At 40.9% G+C, this 19110-nt stretch carries 15 protein-coding genes and 1 pseudogene; 8 read left to right on the forward strand and 8 right to left on the reverse strand.

From position 1 onward, the window contains the following. A pseudogene (locus tag HMPREF0666_RS05845) lies at positions 1–598 on the forward strand (IS982 family transposase); the annotation flags it as partial. 535 nt (positions 599–1133) lie between these two features. On the opposite strand, the gene HMPREF0666_RS05850 reads toward HMPREF0666_RS05845, so the two are convergent. The 7 genes from HMPREF0666_RS05850 to HMPREF0666_RS05880 all read right to left on the reverse strand — a co-directional run bounded on the left by HMPREF0666_RS05850 (position 1134) and on the right by HMPREF0666_RS05880 (position 8859). Beyond that, a complete protein-coding gene (locus tag HMPREF0666_RS05850) occupies positions 1134–1565 on the reverse strand; it encodes a hypothetical protein (protein ID WP_009011435.1) in 432 nt (143 codons plus the stop codon). A gap of 89 nt (positions 1566–1654) precedes the next feature. After that, complete coding sequence (locus HMPREF0666_RS05855) at positions 1655–2239, reverse strand: hypothetical protein (protein ID WP_009011436.1); 585 nt, start codon at positions 2237–2239, stop codon at positions 1655–1657. 274 nt (positions 2240–2513) lie between these two features. Beyond that, entirely contained in the window at positions 2514–4808 is a 2295-nt protein-coding gene (locus HMPREF0666_RS05860; protein ID WP_009011437.1) for a bifunctional (p)ppGpp synthetase/guanosine-3',5'-bis(diphosphate) 3'-pyrophosphohydrolase, read from the reverse strand. A 40-nt stretch (positions 4809–4848) separates the two neighbouring features. Continuing rightward, the gene (locus HMPREF0666_RS05865) at positions 4849–5985 is read right to left on the reverse strand and encodes a lytic transglycosylase domain-containing protein (RefSeq protein ID WP_009011438.1); all 1137 of its coding nucleotides are present in this window, start codon (positions 5983–5985) and stop codon (positions 4849–4851) included. Positions 5986–6025: 40 nt separating this feature from the next. Continuing rightward, positions 6026–6805, reverse strand: a complete 780-nt coding sequence (locus HMPREF0666_RS05870) for a DUF5683 domain-containing protein (RefSeq protein ID WP_042856064.1) — start codon at positions 6803–6805, stop codon at positions 6026–6028. 170 nt (positions 6806–6975) lie between these two features. Then, positions 6976–7881, reverse strand: a complete 906-nt coding sequence (locus tag HMPREF0666_RS05875) for a ParB/RepB/Spo0J family partition protein (RefSeq protein WP_009011440.1) — start codon at positions 7879–7881, stop codon at positions 6976–6978. A gap of 210 nt (positions 7882–8091) precedes the next feature. Continuing rightward, entirely contained in the window at positions 8092–8859 is a 768-nt protein-coding gene (locus HMPREF0666_RS05880; RefSeq protein WP_009011441.1) for a ParA family protein, read from the reverse strand. A 114-nt stretch (positions 8860–8973) separates the two neighbouring features. Here HMPREF0666_RS05880 and surE point away from each other — a divergent pair, with 114 nt between their 5' ends. Together surE and lpxB are read left to right on the forward strand one after the other, a co-directional pair. After that, a complete protein-coding gene (gene surE, locus HMPREF0666_RS05885; protein WP_009011442.1) occupies positions 8974–9747 on the forward strand; it encodes a 5'/3'-nucleotidase SurE in 774 nt (257 codons plus the stop codon). A 12-nt stretch (positions 9748–9759) separates the two neighbouring features. Continuing rightward, positions 9760–10959, forward strand: a complete 1200-nt coding sequence (lpxB, locus tag HMPREF0666_RS05890; protein WP_009011443.1) for a lipid-A-disaccharide synthase — start codon at positions 9760–9762, stop codon at positions 10957–10959. A 228-nt stretch (positions 10960–11187) separates the two neighbouring features. On the opposite strand, the gene alaS is transcribed toward lpxB, so the two are convergent. Next, entirely contained in the window at positions 11188–13854 is a 2667-nt protein-coding gene (alaS, locus tag HMPREF0666_RS05895; protein ID WP_009011445.1) for an alanine--tRNA ligase, read from the reverse strand. Positions 13855–14032: 178 nt separating this feature from the next. On the opposite strand from alaS, the gene HMPREF0666_RS05900 reads away from it, so the two are divergent. The 5 genes from HMPREF0666_RS05900 to HMPREF0666_RS16470 form a co-directional block, all read left to right on the forward strand. Continuing rightward, positions 14033–14371: a MerR family transcriptional regulator gene (locus tag HMPREF0666_RS05900; RefSeq protein ID WP_009011446.1), complete on the forward strand. Its 339-nt coding sequence runs from the start codon at positions 14033–14035 to the stop codon at positions 14369–14371. A 1419-nt stretch (positions 14372–15790) separates the two neighbouring features. Beyond that, the gene (locus tag HMPREF0666_RS05910; protein WP_009011450.1) at positions 15791–16303 is read left to right on the forward strand and encodes a TIGR00645 family protein; all 513 of its coding nucleotides are present in this window, start codon (positions 15791–15793) and stop codon (positions 16301–16303) included. A 509-nt stretch (positions 16304–16812) separates the two neighbouring features. Then, a complete protein-coding gene (locus HMPREF0666_RS17935) occupies positions 16813–17928 on the forward strand; it encodes a transposase (RefSeq protein ID WP_009011451.1) in 1116 nt (371 codons plus the stop codon). Between the two features lie 69 nt (positions 17929–17997). Further along, positions 17998–18687 (forward strand): hypothetical protein, encoded by a 690-nt coding sequence (locus HMPREF0666_RS17940; protein WP_009011452.1) that lies wholly within the window; start codon positions 17998–18000, stop codon positions 18685–18687. A 202-nt stretch (positions 18688–18889) separates the two neighbouring features. Continuing rightward, a partial coding sequence (locus HMPREF0666_RS16470) for a helix-turn-helix domain-containing protein (protein ID WP_009011453.1) occupies positions 18890–19110 on the forward strand: 221 nt, incomplete at its 3' end.

Below are 19110 nucleotides of genomic sequence, written 5' to 3' on the forward strand. Positions count from 1 at the left end.
CTTGAATTAGAAGCACGAGTCTCTGTAGAGATGATGATGTTCCTACAGATTATGTTGTTTTGGGAGGTGTACTGGTATTAGTTTCATTGACTCAACTTGTATTCCAGTTTGTCATAATAAACGTATTTATCGCAATAAGGTTTTTAGAAATTATGCAACAAGAGGCAAGAGTACAATGGGATGGTATTTTGGATTCAAACTACATCTTATCTGTAATGAAAGAGGTGAGATCCTAAACTTTATGCTTACTAAAGCAAATGTTGATGACCGAGACGAAAATGTATTTAACAGATTGACAGACAATGTATTTGGTAAATTATTTGCAGACAAAGGGTACATATCTCAAGGACTATTTGAGAGATTGTTCAATGATGGAATAAATTTAGTTACTGGCATTAGGAGTAACATGAAAAATAAACTAATGTCACTTTATGATAGAATTCTTTTAAGGAAAAGATCTGTAATAGAGACAATCAATGATGAGCTAAAGAATGTAGCTCAATTAGTGCATTCAAGGCATAGAAGCATATTAAATTTCGCAATGAATGTTGGTTCTTCCGTTAAATGTGTGGACGCTTTTCGTAGTGCTTTAACGTAAGAGCCAAAGTTACTCATTAAATAAAAATATAGCTGAGACAGTCAACTATCTATCCTATTTTCATCCTCTTTCATTGAAAATCTTTTCGTTTTAAGACTTCGAAAATCTGCAGACAAGGGTTTGAAAAATCATTACATAATTTCAAAGAAAACATCTATAAATAACGGCAAAAACACACATGAAGCAGGTTTGCAATCAACAGATTATCAATTAGTTTCCAAGTGTAAAGTAAAAGGTGCTTAATTGGACTTCAAAAGGGCGTTAGCAAGGGTCTTAAAGAGCATCTTTTGCAAGCCAAAAGGGCGTCTTTTAGAAGCCAAAAGAGCATGTATTGGGTCTGAGCTGTACAAAAATAGTTTACAAACATGATTTAATAAGGGAATAAGCAGGTTATAGACGACAGATAGACATCACACCTAATTACATTTATCATATAGTTTACCCCCCCTTATAAAACAATCTTATTGGAGGTAAGCTTACCATGTATGTGGATTAATCTCATTCTATTAACAATCTACACATTTAACGGAAGAACCTATTTTAATGCTATATATATATTTGTTGCATACAATCCTCTCTCCTTATATTGCCAAAAATAAGTTTTCATGTGCAGAACAGAAGTAAGTTTATTGGCTACAGAATAGTTCTCGAAGTCGTCCATTTGGAGTTTTGACAATATTATAAAAGGAGGTGTCCATTTATCTAAAAGACTCAATGTCAAATCTTCAGGAATAAATTCTTTTCGTCTATCTTTTAATGATATCCCTAAATAAACACGAATTGGATATTCATGGGAATCTATATAGTTCTGACACTCTTTTGAAAGCAGAAACCCTTTTTTAAGCCATTCTTTTCTTTCTAAGTTTGGAGAAAAGAAATCTGTTATATGCCTGTCCGTTTCTGTATTATTAGATAAGTGAAAGCTTTCAATCCATTTTCTTATTTTATTTTCAGTAATATTCTCCATCTTTGCTTTCTAAGTAATGCTGTAATACTTTATCCTTGTGAGTTTCTAAAAGTTGTTCTGGCAATTTTGTTTTATTATTGGTAGTATCATTATGAAATGGAGGCAATAATAAACATAAGTAAGTTCATACCTAAGACCACTATGCTTAAAGGTAGGACAAAACGGTCTCGGATTATTTGAAAGTTAAAGAAGATGATTCCGATGGCAACAAGAGCCCACAAAATGAGAATGGACTTATAGCAAGGAAAAAGCACATCAAAGAATAACCAGAATGTAGTTCGTGGGTTACCTTTCTCGCATAATCCATAGTAAGGTATTCCTTCTTTCTCTTTTTTTACTTCATCCTTAACAGTATAGAAAGCAACGGTTTCACCCTTTTTCCCATTATGTTGAAAACATAGCCAACCATCATAACGTTGAGTTATATATACATTAGTGTCATTATTAATTTTTAGAATTGCATCATTAAACTCTCCACCTGTATGTTCCCAATAAGAAACAACCCCTTCTTTATATTCAAGATTGTTTATTTTTTTGCATGTATTACTTATCGTAACAAAGTCAACATATAAACAACAACAGATGAAGAACAAACCAATCGTATATGATGTCTTCCTATGGCTTAGAAAGAATCTTTTAGCTTTCTTTTCTATTAGGGAGATATTTATGTTCATATATTATTAGAGCTCATCTGTCATTCCGGATGATACACCTTTTTATATTGGTCTTTAATTTCTCTCTCTAAGGCGTTATGGATACCCATACGAGTTAGATATTCACCACATGCCCTGTTTCTCTGTGTTGGTTACATGAAACGTTAAAAATGACAGCAACTAAAAATAAAACTATTCTTGTAAGCTGTATAAAAGTCTTACTCTTGTTGGGGGTTTTATCACTCGGTAGATTGGAAGGACGCTTTATCTTGAGGATAGATGGTTCTTCAGAGTACTAAAGAACCTCTAAAACCTCTTGTACATCCTTGATATTCTTCATACTTTCAACGATAAACTGTACATCTTTGCGGTCGTGAACTTGCATCTCAATCGTTCCCTCAAAGATTCCATTATCGCTGGAAATCGTTATCTTGCGGATATTAATACCTAACTGGTCGGAGAGGACATCAGAGATGTCGTGCAGCATACCACTACGGTCAATACCACGAATCTCGATCGTTGCATCGAAGAACAATCGACGGTGCATATCCCATTTGGCATCTAAGATTCTACCGCCATAGCTTGCTTTCAACTTTGCAGCTACTGGGCAGGCACGCTTATGAATCTCGATGTGGTTCTTGTTGTCAATATATCCGAGGATATCATCACCAGGGATAGCATGGCAGCAATGTGGGAAGAGATAGCGATGTATGTTTTCTTCGTTGATGAAGATAGGCTTCTTTCTGTTGAGTTCTTTCGTTACAACGATTAAGCCTTCAGTATTTTCTGTGTCCTTAGCCTCTATAGACTCTGTCTCCTTCTTATCATTCGACTTCAAGAAAGGAACGTAACGACGCCAGCCACGTGAGGTAACAGTCTTCTCAGACTTTGATTTTCTTTGGAGTTCGTTTAAATCAGTGTCGCCAAGGATAACGGTCTTGTCTCCAACGGCAAGGAAAAGGCTGTCATGCTTACGAAGGTCGTGTAGCTCGCAAAGCTTATCCAAGGTGGCAGTTGTCATCTCAAGATCATGTGCTTTTAGCCACTTAGATAGCTGTTCTTCACCTGCCTTCTGCAACTCACGGTTCTCACGTCGCAAGATAGCTTGTATCTTCGCTTTCGCCTTCGCTGTAGATACAAAGTTTATCCATGAAGGATTGACGTGTTGCGACATTGAAGTCAGGATTTCTACTTGGTCACCACTGTTGAGTTTATGGCTCAAAGGAACAAGCTTATGGTTTACTTTCGCACCAATACAATGGCTGCCGAGGAAGGTGTGGATTTGGAATGCAAAGTCGAGTGCTGTACAACCTGCAGGCATCGTCTTAATCTCTCCCTTTGGTGTAAAGACGAAGATTTCAGATGCAAAGAGGTTGAGTTTGATAGCATCGAGGAAGTCCATAGCGTCTGGCTGTGGGTCGTCGAGAATCTCTTTTATCGTACTGAGCCACTCGTTCAATTCCCCTTCATCCTCAGTAATCTCACCGCCATCCTTATATTTCCAATGTGCTGCAAAACCCTGTTCAGCTAATTCGTTCATGTGCTCAGAACGTATCTGCACCTCGATCCAACGGCCCTTAGCAGACATGAGAGTGACGTGCAATGCCTGATAACCATTAGCCTTAGGATGGTTCACCCAGTCACGCAGACGGTCGGGATGGCTCTTATAAATCTGACTGATAGCCACATAAATCTGGAAACAGTTGTTGATTTCCTCATCTGGTGACTTCGGTTTATAGATGATTCGTACGGCAAGGATATCGTATATTTCTTCAAAGGTGACGTGTTTGTTTTGCATCTTATTCCAAATAGAATAAGGACTCTTTACACGTGCTTTGAGTTCATATTCAAAGCCCATCTTGTCAAGTTCGGCACGGATAGGTGCTGTGAACTGTTCAAAGAGGGTATCACGCTGTGCTTGTGTTGAAGCGAGTTTCTTCTCAATAGAAGCATATGCATCAGGATGTTCGTATCGGAAGCTAAGGTCCTCCAGTTCAGTCTTAATCTTATTAAGTCCCAATCGGTTTGCAAGTGGTGCATAGATATAGAGCGTTTCACCTGCAATCTTATATTGTTTGCTGGCAGGCTGAGAAGCGAGCGTACGCATGTTATGCAGACGGTCGCATATCTTGATAAGGATAACGCGAATGTCGTCGCTCATAGTAAGCAAAAGCTTCTTGAAATTCTCAGCTTGTGCTGAAGCCTGTTCGCCAAAGATTCCACCAGAAATCTTGGTTAGTCCGTCAACGATTTGTGCAATCTTAGGACCGAAGATATTTTCCATATCTTCCACTGTATAGTCGGTATCTTCTACGACATCATGTAAGAGGGCAGCACAGATACTTGTTGCTCCGAGTCCCATCTCTTCACAAGCAATCTGGGCAACGGCAATAGGGTGCATGATATAAGGTTCGCCCGAGAGTCGGCGCACACCCTTATGCGCTTGTCGTGCGAAGTTGAAAGCCTTGGTAATGATATCAACCTTCTTTCGATGACGTGAAGCGAGATAGGTATCAATAAGATGCTGAAAGGCATCATCTACCATCTTCTCATAGTCAATCTCCTTAACTTCAATATTGTCCTTGTCCATTGTGCATCCTCCCTTTATATAATAAGGTAAAAGAATCTTGTTAGTATGGCATGGCTCCTTGGCTTGTATTAGTAGCCGCAATAGTCATGCTTGGTTCTTCGTTTGGTGTTTCGTTTTGGTAAATCAGATCTTTGTAACCTTTGAACTTCTCAATCATTTCAGAAGGTAGGCGTAGCTTAGCAACACCATTGGTAGCAAAAGCCTTGATTATACCCTGTCGATACTGTGGGTTAAGTACTTTCAAATCGTCCACATTCATACCTAATACGTTGGCAATCTTGGCAAGTGTAACATCCTTCTCTATAATAATCGTGTCGCAACAGTTAGGCAGACCCGTTGACAGAGGTGTGATGTTGTAATCAGCATAGTAGTTCATCACATAATTTGCTGCGATGAAAGCGGGAACATAACCACGTGTCTCCTTTGGTAAATGCTGATAGACAGCCCAGAAGTCGGCACCACCACCAGCCTTTGTGATAGCACTGCTAACACGTCCCGGTCCACAGTTATAGGCAGCCAGTGCCAGTGTCCAGTCGCCAAATCGTTTGTAAAGGTCGCTCAGCATACGTGCTGCAGCGTAGGAAGACTTCTCTGGGTCGCGGCGTTCATCGATATAACTGTCAATCTGAAGGTCATATTGTTTACCTGTTGTTGCCATGAATTGCCATAGTCCTGCTGCTCCCACACGTGAGGTAGCATTAGGGTTTAAGCCCGACTCTATCACAGGAAGATACTTCAGCTCTAATGGTAAACCATAGAAACGCAGTGCTTCTTCAAAGATAGGGTTGTAATAACGCGCACGTCCTAAGAGGTAAGAAGTTGATTGGCGTCCTGCCTTTGTGTAGCGATCGATATATTTCTTAACTTCCTCATTACAGGTCATTGTCATCACATTCGATAGATTACGCATCTTACGATCGATGACTTCCATACCGTTTTCTGGCTCTGTTGTGTTCGTAGAGGGTATATTTTCGAACCCTGTTTGTATGCCACTATTATAGAACTTATCATCTACATAGTCTACATCAACATATCCAGCCATCGTTTCTGATGCATCAGGAATCATCACATTCATAGCTTTACCACGACTATCAACGACAGTTTGCTGTTGTGCATAGATTCCGCAGGTTGCTCCCATTGTAATAAGGAAGGAAACTATATATCTCTTTCTACTCATTATTTCTTAGTTAGTTAGCGCAAATACAGTGCGCTGCTGCTTAGAATGTCAGACTACATCCAATACCTATTGCCGATGAACGGAAAGGGTTGTTAGGTGTAGCGATACTCTTATTTGATATGACCGTCGGTGCAATATGCAGTGAGAGGTCATCTGATATGTCAAAGTCGGATAAGGAAGCGTCTACGTAAGCATCAATAACTGACAAGGCATAAACCGCAATAGTCGTAAAGATACTTAGGTCACGCCATCTACGGTAACGGTCCTTACGCTGTTTGAAGATGTTCTTATAACGCTCTTCATTAGCAGAGGTAATTGTTGCTCCGAGGTGTAGGAAGTTATTATAACTCTGCGTTGCTGGGTCATTATCCATGATGTCCATATAAGCCTGTGCATAATCATGGTACATCTGGTTGTTCCATGTCATGGCATAAACGCAACCTACAAAGCCTCCGTAGAAGATTGGTAGTTTCCAGTACTTACGGTTGTAGGCCTGTCCAGCACCTGGGATGACGAGTGCAAGCCACAAAGCACGCTTAGGATTAGGACGCCATTTAGACCAGTCACGTCCATGCTTCTTCGCCATACCGACACTATCCTTTCGCAGAACAGAAATGAGTTTACCCTCATCATCTGGTGTGAGGATAGCCTTCTCTTCTATATATTTATCCTGCGAACTTGGTATCTCAACGACCGTAGAGTCGCCTGGATACATAACCTTTAACGTGTCATGGGGCAGATCTTGTGCCTGCATGACCGTAACACTGGTGAGCATTCCGGCTATCAACAGTCCTTTGAGGATTCTATTCTTCATCTTCATCACTACCCGTTATCTTGCTTAAGTTGCTGGTTTGAAGGTCTGTTACTTATTCTTTGCTTTGTGGTCAGCCATTTGTTGAGGCATCCTAATGCTTGTGAATAGTTCTTCTAAACCAGAACACTTGCTTATCTTATACTTACTAATACCTTAATCTTTCCGTGTGAAAAGTCTTACTTCATCTTATCCATCACTTCCATGATGTGAAGTAACTCTTCTTCAGATGCAAACGGAATACTGATCTTACCCTTTCCATCAGCGTTACAACTCATCTGTACCTTTGTGTCGAAGAATGATGAGAGTCGTTGTTTGAGGATATTAAATTCCTCAGGAAGGCGAGTTCGAGCAGAAATCTTCTTCTTTGCACTCTGTATATCTTCTCCGTTATTGAGTTGTTGGCAAAGTTCTTCAACCTTGCGAACGCTGTATCCGTTCTTTAGAATCTCACGATAGAGTTTCAATTGGAGTGAAGGGCTTTCTAAGGAAAGCAATGCACGGGCATGTCCCATGTCTATTTCTTTCTTTTGCAGACCCATCTGTACCAATGCAGGAAGCTTCAACAAACGAAGGTAGTTAGCAATAGCTGCACGGCTCTTACCGACACGTTCAGCTACACGCTCCTGAGTCATTCCACTCTTTTCAAGCAGATGTTCGTAAGCCAAAGCAATCTCAATCGCATTCAAATCTTCACGCTGGATGTTCTCAACCAGCGCCAACTCCATTACATTCTCGTCCTTAATCGTACGGATATAGGCTGGAACAGCTTTCAAGCCTGCCAACTGACTGGCACGCCAACGGCGTTCTCCTGCAATAATCTGGAAGCGATTATCGTCAATCTGACGCAGTGTAATTGGCTGAACGAGTCCTAACTCACGAATACTGTTGGCCAGTTCTTCCAACGCAACAGGGTCGAATTCACGACGCGGCTGGTTTGGGTTGGCTTCTATCTGGTCTAAGGCAACCTCGTTAATAGTGGAGCTGCCTTGTGTACTGACAGTCTCTGTAGATATCAATGCGTCCAGACCACGGCCGAGGGCATTGGTCTTTGCGTTTCGATTATATTTCTTTTGTACAGCCATAGTCTTTGTTTGGGAGTAAAAAAGGAGTTTAGGTGTTGGTGGAGTTTGTCGCAGTTATGTTCAATATAAAGCGACTCTTTATTCCCAACTCTATATTTCTTTACGTTCAACAGATGAAGGTCTGCAGTTAGAAATAATAGCTTTGTAATTGGGAGACGACCTTTCTATTGGTATTAAAGTCCACTTTTCCGCTCCGTTCCTATCCTCTCTTTATTTCTTATTCTTTTCAATGATTTCCTTTGCAAGGCTCAAGTGATTCTTTGCACCCGTAGAGTCAGCATCGTAGAGGATTACTGGTAAACCATGACTCGGACTCTCAGAGAGTTTCACGTTACGCTGGATAACAGACCTGAACACTAACTCTTGGAAATGGCGCTTTACCTCATCGTAGATCTGACGGGCAAGACGCAGACGACTGTCGTACATCGTCAGCAGGAAGCCTTCTATCTCTAACTTCGGATTAAGCTTACTTTTGATAATCTTAATGGTGTTCAACAGTTTGCTGATACCCTCCAATGCAAAGTATTCACACTGCACAGGAATGATGACAGAGTCGGCTGCTGTCAACGCGTTGACGGTTATCAAACCAAGTGACGGACTACAGTCTATTAAGATGTAATCGTATTCGTCACGGATTGGAGCCAACAGATTGCTCATAACTTTCTCTCGACCATTTAGCTTTAACATCTCGATTTCAGCTCCAACAAGGTCGATATGGCTCGGAACAATGTCCAATCCTTCTATGTCAGTGGTGTAGATTGCATCTTTTATGTCGGCATGGTCAATGATACATTCGTAAAGAGAACAGTCCACCTCCTTGATGTCTACGCCCAAACCGCTCGATGCATTAGCCTGCGGATCGGCATCAATCACAAGGACAGACTTCTCAAGTGTTGCTAAAGAAGCTGCCAGGTTGATGGTGGTTGTAGTCTTTCCTACGCCGCCTTTTTGGTTGGCAAGTGCGATAATCTTTCCCATTTTTCTATTTAATCCTATACGTTTATTAGGCTACAAAGATACATATTTTATATGAGATTGGAGGGCTTTATAAACCTTTTTTCGTACTTTTGCACTGAAAACAAAGTGAAATTTATGAATTCTAAGAGACCACTCATACTTATATCTAACGATGACGGATATCACTCTAACGGTATTCGTACACTCGTTTCATTTCTTTCTGATTTTGCAGAAATTGTTGTCTGTGCCCCTGAAGCGGGGCGTTCGGGTTTCTCATGTGCTTTTTCGGTGGTTGACTATCTGCTGTTGAAGAAACGGAATAATATCCCTAACTGTGAAGTTTGGTCATGTTCGGGTACGCCTGTAGACTGTGTGAAACTGGCGTTAGACCGTATTCTTGTTGACCGAAAGCCTGACCTTATCTTGGGAGGTATCAATCATGGAGATAATTCATCAGTCAATAATCATTACAGCGGGACGATGGGTATTGCCTATGAGGGGTGTATGAAATATATCCCTTCTATTGCCTTTTCAAGTTGTGATTACGACCCTAATGCCGACCTTTCTTACCTACGTGATTACGTAAGACTTATTGTCAAGAAAGTTCTTGCTGATGGTCTGCCAAAAGGAGTCTGCCTAAATGTGAACTTCCCTAAGGTTGAAAAGTTCGCAGGGCTGAAAGTTTGCCGTATGGGTTGGGGTAGTTGGACAAGAGAGGTTGAGGCTTGTAAGCATCCTCGTGGCTTCGATTACTATTGGATGACAGGGCATTATCGTAACGACGAACCCGATGCGACGGATAATGACCAGTGGGCATTGGAGCATGGATATGTGACTGTTACGCCATCGAAGATTGACGTGACGGATTATGAAGTGCTCGATAAGATGAAATCGTGGGAATCTCTTTAATTCTTTGATGTTATGAAGTATTACCTGATAGTTGGTGAGGCATCTGGCGACTTACACGCCTCACGCCTTATGCAATCGTTGATACAATATGACCCTGAGGCTGAGTTTCGTTTCTTCGGAGGTGACTTGATGGCAAAAGTGGGGGGCACACGGGTAAAACACTACCGTGAACTTGCTTATATGGGATTTATTCCTGTATTGCTACACCTGCCTACCATCTTTAAGAATATGAAGATGTGTAAGGAAGATATCATGCGATGGAAGCCTGATGCTGTTATCCTCGTTGACTATCCAGGATTTAACCTTAGTATCGCAAAGTTTGTAAAGAAGAATACAAGTATCCCTGTCTATTATTATATCTCACCGAAGATATGGGCATGGAAGGAGTGGCGTATCAAGGCTATCAAGCGTGATGTAAAAGAGATGTTCTCTATTCTTCCGTTTGAAGTAGCCTTCTATGAGAAGAAACATCATTACAAAATACATTACGTAGGTAACCCGACTGCCGAGGAGGTTGATAATTTTCTACATGTTTATTCGGAGTCAAAAGATGAGTTCTGTCAGCGTAATGGGTTGTCTTCTAAACCTATTATTGCCATCCTTGCTGGTAGTCGAAAGCAGGAGATAAAGGATAATCTTCCTTCAATGCTTGAGGCTGCTCGCCATTTTGAGGATTATCAGATGGTGGTTGCTGCAGCACCTTCTATCACTGAGAGTTACTATAAGAGGTTCTTAGAAAATAGTGAGGCTAAGATGGTGAAGACGCAGACTTACGAACTACTTGCACATGCCACTGTGGCACTTGTTACCAGTGGTACGGCAACTCTTGAGACTGCTTTACTAAATGTTCCACAGGTTGTTTGCTATGAAACGCCAGTCCCTAAATTGATTCGCTTTGCTTTTAAGCATATTATTAAAGTACGTTTTATCTCGCTTGTTAATCTTATTGCCGACAAGGAGATTGTGCAAGAACTTCTTGCTGATCGTTTCTCAATTCGCAATATTGCCAACGAGTTGTATCGGATCCTTCCTGGTCAACCTTCGCGTGAACGTATGTTAGCTGATTATCAACTTGTTCGTGAACGATTAGGTAACGAGGTAGCACCTGATAATGCGGCAAGAATTATGGTTGAGAAGTTGACGAATAGGCGTGTCTACGATATGTCAAGTAAACCAGAAAATGAGTTTATAAGCGAACAAACTTACGAATAAGTAGCATACTTAAAAGCATGCCTGTTCGCCAAGCAGCAGATTGATTTTAGGCGAATTGTTCTTTGCTCCCGAATTATTTTCATGAAAATAAATATTTTTTTTCATGAAGATAAATATTTCTTTTCACGTAAATAATATTTTCTTTTCATGTAAATAATTTGAGAGAAATAGGTAAGTAAAAAAATAAGGAGAGCCGAAAACTCTCCTTATTCCTTGTATTTAATAGCATTATAAGCTAATTAGTTCAATCACTTTATCCACTGCCTCTCTTATTCCATCGGCATTCTTACCGCCTGCTTGAGCGTAGTGTGGTTGACCACCACCGCCACCTTGGATAAGTTTAGCAGCCTCACGAATAATCTTACCAGCATTCAGATCGTTGTCTTTTACCATGTCATCACTGAGCATAATTGATAGAAGAGGACGATTCTCATGTACTGAACCGAGTACACAAACGAGTTTCTCTGGCAATGCCTCACGCACTTTAAAGACGATGTCCTTAGCTGAAGCTGGGTCGATTGGTAATACTGCCTTCACAACATGTACGCCATTTACGGTCTCAGCACGCTCCACCATGTTCTTTGCAGCACGACTAACGGCCTGTGCACGGAAGCTCTCAAGCTCCTTCTTCATGTGGTCGTTCTCCTCAACAAACTTAGAGAGAACTGCCTTAAGGTCCTTAGCATTGTTGAACATTGCCTTTAAGTCGCGCAAAGTGTCCTCAAGGAAGTAGATGGCATTCTCGCATGTTTCACCTGTCATAGCCTCGATACGGCGTACACCTGCAGCTACACTGCTCTCACTAACAATCTTGAAGAAACCAATGCGGCCAGTTGATGTGGCATGAATACCACCACAGAACTCACAGCTTGGACCGAAGCGAACAACACGAACCTTGTCGCCATACTTCTCTCCGAAGAGGGCTACTGCACCCATCTTCTTTGCCTCCTCCATTGGTGTATCACGATGCTCGTCCATTGGATAATCCTTACGAATCATCTCATTAACGAGTCTCTCTACCTTACGAAGCTCCTCATCGGTAATCTTCTGGAAGTGAGAAACGTCAAAGCGGAGGGTGTCAGGACTTACGTATGAACCCTTTTGCTCAGCATGCTCACCGAGAACCTGCTTCAAAGCATAATCGAGAAGGTGGGTTGCGGTGTGGTTGGCAGCTGAAGCGTCACGCTTCTCAGTGTCAACACAAGCCATGAAATCTGCCTCAATGTTCTTTGGTAATTCCTTAACGATATGTATGCTCTGGTTGTTCTCACGCTTGGTGTCGATGATATTGATTGTCTCATCTTCGCTAACGAGTACACCTTGGTCACCTACCTGACCACCCATCTCTCCATAGAAAGGTGTGAAATCGAGTACAAGCTCATAGAAACTGTTCTTTTTCTGAGTCACCTTACGGTAGCGAAGAATATGGCACTCGTATTCTGTATAGTCGTAACCAACAAACTCCTGTTCGCCTTCACGTAATACTTCCCAGTCGCCATTCTCTACAGCGGCAGCATTGCGGGCACGTGCCTTCTGCTGTTCCATCTCCTCATTGAACTGCTTCTCATCCACGGTATAACCATTTTCACCACAGATAAGTTCGGTGAGATCGAGTGGGAAACCGTAGGTATCGAAAAGACGGAATGCCTCTTTACCATCGAGTTGGGTCTGACCATGTGCCTTCAGTTCGTCCATTGCACCGTTAAGGAGCATGATACCCTTCTCCAATGTACGCAAGAATGAGTCTTCCTCTTCCTTCATGACACGGCCTATCAACTCTCGTTGTGCTACGAGTTCTGGGTATGCACCTCCCATCTCACGTACCAATACGTTGATTAACTTATACATAAAGGCTTCCTTCTGACCAAGGAAGGTATAGGCATAACGTACGGCACGACGGAGGATTCGGCGGATAACATATCCTGCCTTAGCATTGCTTGGCAACTGACCGTCGGCAATTGAGAAGGCAACAGCACGAAGGTGATCGGCTACAACACGCATAGCGATGTCTACCTTCTGCTCTTCGTTGACACCCTCACCATTAGGACCTTCTGGGAAAGTGTGGTTATATTTCTTACCAGAGAGGTTCTCTATCTCTGCAATGACTGGTGCGAAGATGTCTGTATCGTAGTTAGAGTTCTTGCCTTGCATGAGACGAACGAGACGCTCGAAGCCCATACCTGTATCGATAACGTGCATCTTCAATGGGTCAAGACTACCATCAGCCTTACGATTGAATTGCATGAATACGATGTTCCATATCTCAATAACCTGTGGGTGATCTTTGTTTACAAGTTCTTCACCAGGCACTTTTGCCTTCTCTTCCTCCGAACGGAAGTCGATATGAATCTCTGAACAAGGGCCACAAGGACCAGTGTCACCCATCTCCCAGAAATTATCATGCTTGTTGCCATTGACGATATGGTTCTTCGGGAAGTGCTTCTCCCAGTAGCCTGCAGCCTCATCATCACGTGAGATACCCTCGTTCTTATCACCCTCAAAGACTGTTACGTAGAGGTCTTTTGGGTCAAGATGGAGTACGTCTACAAGGTATTCGTAAGCATAGTCGATTGCTCCTTCTTTGAAATAGTCGCCGAAACTCCAGTTACCTAACATCTCGAACATGGTGTGGTGGCTAAGAGCTGCATCACGACCAACCTCTTCCAAGTCGTTGTGCTTACCACTTACACGTAGACATTTCTGTGAGTCTGTACGGCGGCGAGGCTCTGGATCCTTTGTTCCGAGGATAATATCTTTCCACTGGTTCATACCAGCATTAGTGAACATCAGCGTAGGGTCGTCCTTAATAACCATAGGGGCAGACGGTACGATAACGTGTCCCTTCGACTCAAAGAATTTCAAGTAAGAGTCGCGGATTTCGTTTGCTGTCATCATCTTTATTTTATTTTTAATTCAATTTTTCTACCTAAAAGTGTTGCAAAGATACTGACTTTTGAGTATTTTTGCAAACAATTAGGCTGCTGAATACGTAAAAACTTCTTTTAGAGGTGGGCGTAGTCTTTCCTTTCAGACCTAAGATAGTGTAAATAATTGATATAAAAGATACTAAGACATGGCAGAGAATCCGCGCAAACTGTATTATTCTATCAAGGAAGTGGCACAGCAGATGAACGTTACGGAGAGTCTGTTGAGATACTGGGAAACCGAGTTTCCACACCTTCGTCCTAAGACGACGGGCAATCGTGTACGCCAATATACGGAGAAGGACATTGAACAGATAAAGGTTATTTACAACCTTGTCAAGGTGCGTGGCTTTAAGATTGCTGCAGCGCGCAAGATGTTGCAGGAGAATAGGAATGGTGTTGAAAAGAGTCAAAAGGTAATGGAGACGCTCATTTCTGTGCGCAATCAGCTGAAAGAACTTAAGAAGCAGTTAGACGGCCTGGTGTAAGATTGTTTGTCATGGGACAACAACAACAGTGGTGTGTTACATCTGTAATGGTTCGAAAAGAGGTTTTCTCTACCTTTATTTCCCCTAATTCATTTTTATATTTAGTCGCCGGTATATTAAACATTTACGATAATATGGTTACACTAAACTACTTACGTTGTGTCTTAGGGTGATAGATATGGTAGCAACTTTTAAACTGTATTTGTACAGCTCCGTATCCAATCTTACATTGTAAAGCTGAATTGTCTTCATTCTTTACATGTTTCATGCCCTCATAAATCTCTTTTTACTTGATTTATATGTATCGTTGAATTGCCATATAAACAAGGATTGACTTTTTCTACTTGTATGTCGTTATCTTTTTCCTATATGTTCTCTTTAACTTACTTTACTCTTTCCAAGTTGCTTATAATCTGTTGAAAATTTGTAATATTTAAGTAAGAAAATGTGTAAGAATGCTGGGAAACAATACTTTCAATCCTCCTTACTAATCATGTTAACTATTATTACGCTGCGTGTTAATTCCATAGAGCAATAAAGAGCTGACTATTCTAAAGGATTATTAGTATAATAGACAATATTTATATAAAGATAATAAAATTTAATCTAAATGCTTCAAAACTTCTTAAAATATATGTATCTTTGCAGCTGAATAGTTAAATCTTTATACCTTTTAGATAAAAGAAGTGTTATGATTTATTCTTATATGTCTGAAACCATAGGGGCTTTTTGATGATATGAAAAGCAAGGTTGTAACAGTCTCCATACATATCACGTGGAGCTGCCATCCTCACCTCTGTTAGAAATGGTTTACTTTGGAGCAGTACATAAAAGATGTGAAGCATACAGTTCCACGCTTTTTATAAGTACTTAATACCCGATAGGAGCTGTAGGGGAGTAACAGTTGCGCCCGACACATATTAGGGAAATGAATATGTCTACTTAGTTTTGGAAAGTAATTACTACAAAACAGCTTGGAAAGTTATCTGCTATGGTGAGGGTTCGAATTTCGATAACAATACGACAAGCAAGTCTATACAGGTAGAAATCAATGAGATTTACAAGACAAAGTATTGTGTAGATAGTGGCTCTTCGTCTACTATATACTATGAGATACAGTTGATCACGTAATGAGTCTGATGACGCCACATAGTTGCAATGTTATCTTCAGTTACTATGAGTAGTGTCTTGTATAGGTTACCACTGTATGTGAGATCTTTAACCAACATTTCTGCAATGCTTTCTGACAAGTGTGTTGTAGAACCTAAAATATCTATGAGCTTACTCTTAGGATGCATACGGCTCAAATAAAAACCTAAAACGGATGCAAGAGTAAGAGCAACTTTGTGATACGAATGAAATGTCGATGTCAATCAAAGACTGTTGATTATTTAATACAAAAACTTTAAACAATATATTATGAGTAATAAATTAGAAAATGTAGTAGAATGGTGCATCTTTCAAAGTAGATGGCTTCAAGTCCCTGTGTATCTTGGGATGTGTGTAGTGATGGGAATGTATTCATACGTCTTTTGTAAAGAGGTTGTACACAGCCTTATCAATATTGAAACTTTAACAGATGAGACTATGCTTATGTTTGCTATCGGTATTGTTGATGTATCGATGGTACTGAATTTAATCATTGTTTGCGTGATTGGAGGTTACTGGTCATTTGTCAGTAAGTTGGAGATCATCGAGAAAGATAAGGATTGTCATCAGTTTGGTTATCTTGGTAAGATAAATCCTAATGCGTTAAAGCATAAATTGATGATATCACTTATCAGTATTTCTGCTGTTCATTTATTAGAAACATTCATAGCAGAGAATATTGATACGCAACATACAATCATGCAAATCTGTATTCATGTGGTATTCGTTTTATCTGCTTTGGGTATTACTTATATGGATAAAATTGGTCACACAGAACATTAAACAAGAATAAGGAATAATGAGTTGAGGCAAGGAGGATTGTTTCACAATACTCTTTTTCCGGATACGCCATCTGAACTGTGTCATTGGCTTCATTTCTTTAGGAGCATGAGGAATGCTGATGGGCAAACCGGAGCAGTCATTCTCTTGGTAAAATTAGGCTGGGCTCGATGCCCAGTCTAATTTTTAATTCGCTGGTGGTATAAACCATCGCATCTTCTCTTGGTGTTGCAAAGATACAACAGTATTTTAGAACTGCCTAATTTCCGGATTCCTAACTTCATGAACCTATAATAATTGGAAGCGGTCGCCAAACTTTATAGCGAACTGTTGGGCTGTCTGGCCCCAGTCCAAGTTTAACAGGCAAAATTATTTTTCATAAATTTTCGGGATATTTTGTGTAGTATCAATTTGATAAATAATTGATAATCAAACATAGGGTATTGTAACGAGGAGTAAAATCTGATTTGTAGGACACAGTCATATCAAAATTATTTTGTTACTTTGCACTCATGCACGCAAATGTACAGACACGATTCAACCCTGCAACAGGCGACATGGCTCCTTATTATCGCATCAAGGAGTCATATCGTGACGTGCAGGGTCATGTACATTCGCTAATTCTGTTGAACATCGGGTTCGAACCTTCACTTACTGCTGTACAGGTTCGAAAAATTGCATACGCTCTTACCGAACGTTTCAAAACCAGAAGTACACCCTCGCTTTTCAAAGAACACCTTGAGGGTCTTACTCCTATTGAACAGGCAAAGGCTGACGAATGGTGGATCCGTATGGAGAAAGAAGGTGGAATCGACAGGTTTAATAAGGAAGAGCAGAAGTCGCTGAGAAAATACGAGAACTACATTGACCTTGAAACGGCAAACTATACTGACGCAAGGAATGTTGGTGCAGAGTGGCTCTGCAAGCAGACAATAGACAAGCTGCAATTAGAGGGTTTTCTGCGCAAAAACGGCTGGACGGAGAATGCTATACATACGGCTTTGTCAGCATTGATTGTTCGCACGGTATATGCAGTTTCTGAACGTTCATCTTATTATTATTTGCGCGATAACTCGGCTGCCGCTGAACTTTACAGTGGAGTTCCTGGCTGGACACTAGGAATCAATTCTCTGTATAAAATCACTGATAAATTATATGAACTAAAGGAACAGTTAGAGCGTCATTTGTGTAGCGTTACTGACAATCTCTTTAATATAGACAACAAGTTGATGCTCTTCGACTTAACCAACTTCTATTTCGAGGGTAGTAAGCGTAATAGCGATAAAGCCAAGTTCGGTCGTTCAAAAGAAAAACGCTCTGACTGTAAGCAACTTGTACTTGCATTATGTATCAATAAAGAAGGTTTTATACGTTATTCTTCTATCTTGGAGGGTAATACAGCAGATCCCAAGTCTCTACCCAATATGATTGATACGCTGGCAAAGAGGAATCCATCAAGAACAAAGGATACGCTCGTTGTCATGGATGCAGGTGTTGCCACGGAAGAGAACTTGGAGCTAATAAAGAAAAAGGGTTACAATTATCTCTGCGTATCCCGTACGCAAATGAAGGACTGTATGCTCAGTGATGATAATAAGAGCGTTACGGTAATGGATGCCCATCGGTAGAAGATAACGCTGAAAGAGGTTAAGACAGAGGATGATTATTATCTTGAAATAACATCTCCTTCGAAAGCTATGACAGATTCGTCCATGAACAGAGTCTGGAGAGAGCGTTTTGAGATGGAACTGCAGAGGATAAACGATGGAATCTCCAAGAAAGGTGGAACAAAAACCTATGAAAAGGTTGTTGAACGTACAGGACGTGCCATACAGAAGTACCCATCTATAGCGAAGTTCTACCAGATAAGCTACATAAAAAATGAGAAGAAACCCAAGGAGATGCTACGTGTAGACTGGGAGATAAAAGACCTCTCGGCAATGGAATCTGGTCACGGAGTCTATTTCCTCCGCAGCAATGTCAGGACACTTTCTGAACGTGTAACATGGGAATACTACAATCTCATTCGCGAGATAGAATGTACGAACAGACAACTAAAGAATGATCTCAATCTCGGTCCAATCTATCATCAGAAAGATGAGCGAAGCGACGCACACCTTTTCTTCGGTTTATTAGCCTACTGGGTGGTAAACACCATCCGTTGTCAATTAAAACGAGAAGGAGAATCCTGTTACTGGACCGAAATAGTACGACGTATGGGCACCCAAAAGCTCGTCACCACAAAAGGGAAGAATCCATTAGGTGAAACCATCGAGATGCGCCAATGCAGTAGTCCTTCGAAGCAAGCAAAACAGATATACGATAAGTTGAACTTAAAACACTCACCATTCAAAAAGAATAAAATTTGTAGGACACAGAGCCCATAAGAAAAACGAGAAAAGTACAGTGACAGCGCAAGTTCAACATAGAACTGCAATCCCAAGTGCTGGTGTAGCTTAATAATCTATACCTGAAAACACCGCGGGGTTTGGGGGCGAGAAGCCCCCATGAGAAGAAAATCAACAAGCAATGCATAAAATAAGAAAGGGAGACCTCTGTCTCCCAAAGATTAATTAATTTTGCATTGCAATGTACAAACAATTAACCTCGGAGCAAAGGTACACAATTTCTGTGCTACTCCAAAATAGAACGAAACAAAAAGATATTGCCAAGGCGATAAATGTAAGTACAAGTACAGTGTCTCGTGAAATAAGACGTAATAGTGGAGTCAGAAGACACTATAATTGGGAAACTGCCCAAGCAAATGCAGTACAAACAAGGCGCAGAAAGCCAGGCAATCGTTCAGTAGT

This window comes from Prevotella sp. C561, from assembly GCF_000224595.1.
GTDB classification, from domain to species: domain Bacteria; phylum Bacteroidota; class Bacteroidia; order Bacteroidales; family Bacteroidaceae; genus Prevotella; species Prevotella jejuni.

What these genes read in the sequence shown, in the direction of transcription:
- HMPREF0666_RS05870 (WP_042856064.1), bottom strand. Translation starts at nt 6,805, where the DNA reads ATGAAGATGAAGAATAGAATCCTCAAAGGACTGTTGATAGCCGGAATG.
- HMPREF0666_RS05850 (WP_009011435.1), bottom strand. Translation starts at nt 1,565, where the DNA reads ATGGAGAATATTACTGAAAATAAAATAAGAAAATGGATTGAAAGCTTT.
- HMPREF0666_RS05880 (WP_009011441.1), bottom strand. Translation starts at nt 8,859, where the DNA reads ATGGGAAAGATTATCGCACTTGCCAACCAAAAAGGCGGCGTAGGAAAG.
- lpxB (WP_009011443.1), top strand. Translation starts at nt 9,760, where the DNA reads ATGAAGTATTACCTGATAGTTGGTGAGGCATCTGGCGACTTACACGCC.
- HMPREF0666_RS05855 (WP_009011436.1), bottom strand. Translation starts at nt 2,239, where the DNA reads ATGAACATAAATATCTCCCTAATAGAAAAGAAAGCTAAAAGATTCTTT.
- HMPREF0666_RS17935 (WP_009011451.1), top strand. Translation starts at nt 16,813, where the DNA reads ATGCACGCAAATGTACAGACACGATTCAACCCTGCAACAGGCGACATG.
- HMPREF0666_RS05900 (WP_009011446.1), top strand. Translation starts at nt 14,033, where the DNA reads ATGGCAGAGAATCCGCGCAAACTGTATTATTCTATCAAGGAAGTGGCA.
- alaS (WP_009011445.1), bottom strand. Translation starts at nt 13,854, where the DNA reads ATGATGACAGCAAACGAAATCCGCGACTCTTACTTGAAATTCTTTGAG.
- HMPREF0666_RS05865 (WP_009011438.1), bottom strand. Translation starts at nt 5,985, where the DNA reads ATGAGTAGAAAGAGATATATAGTTTCCTTCCTTATTACAATGGGAGCA.
- HMPREF0666_RS05875 (WP_009011440.1), bottom strand. Translation starts at nt 7,881, where the DNA reads ATGGCTGTACAAAAGAAATATAATCGAAACGCAAAGACCAATGCCCTC.
- HMPREF0666_RS05860 (WP_009011437.1), bottom strand. Translation starts at nt 4,808, where the DNA reads ATGGACAAGGACAATATTGAAGTTAAGGAGATTGACTATGAGAAGATG.
- HMPREF0666_RS17940 (WP_009011452.1), top strand. Translation starts at nt 17,998, where the DNA reads ATGACAGATTCGTCCATGAACAGAGTCTGGAGAGAGCGTTTTGAGATG.
- HMPREF0666_RS05910 (WP_009011450.1), top strand. Translation starts at nt 15,791, where the DNA reads ATGAGTAATAAATTAGAAAATGTAGTAGAATGGTGCATCTTTCAAAGT.
- surE (WP_009011442.1), top strand. Translation starts at nt 8,974, where the DNA reads ATGAATTCTAAGAGACCACTCATACTTATATCTAACGATGACGGATAT.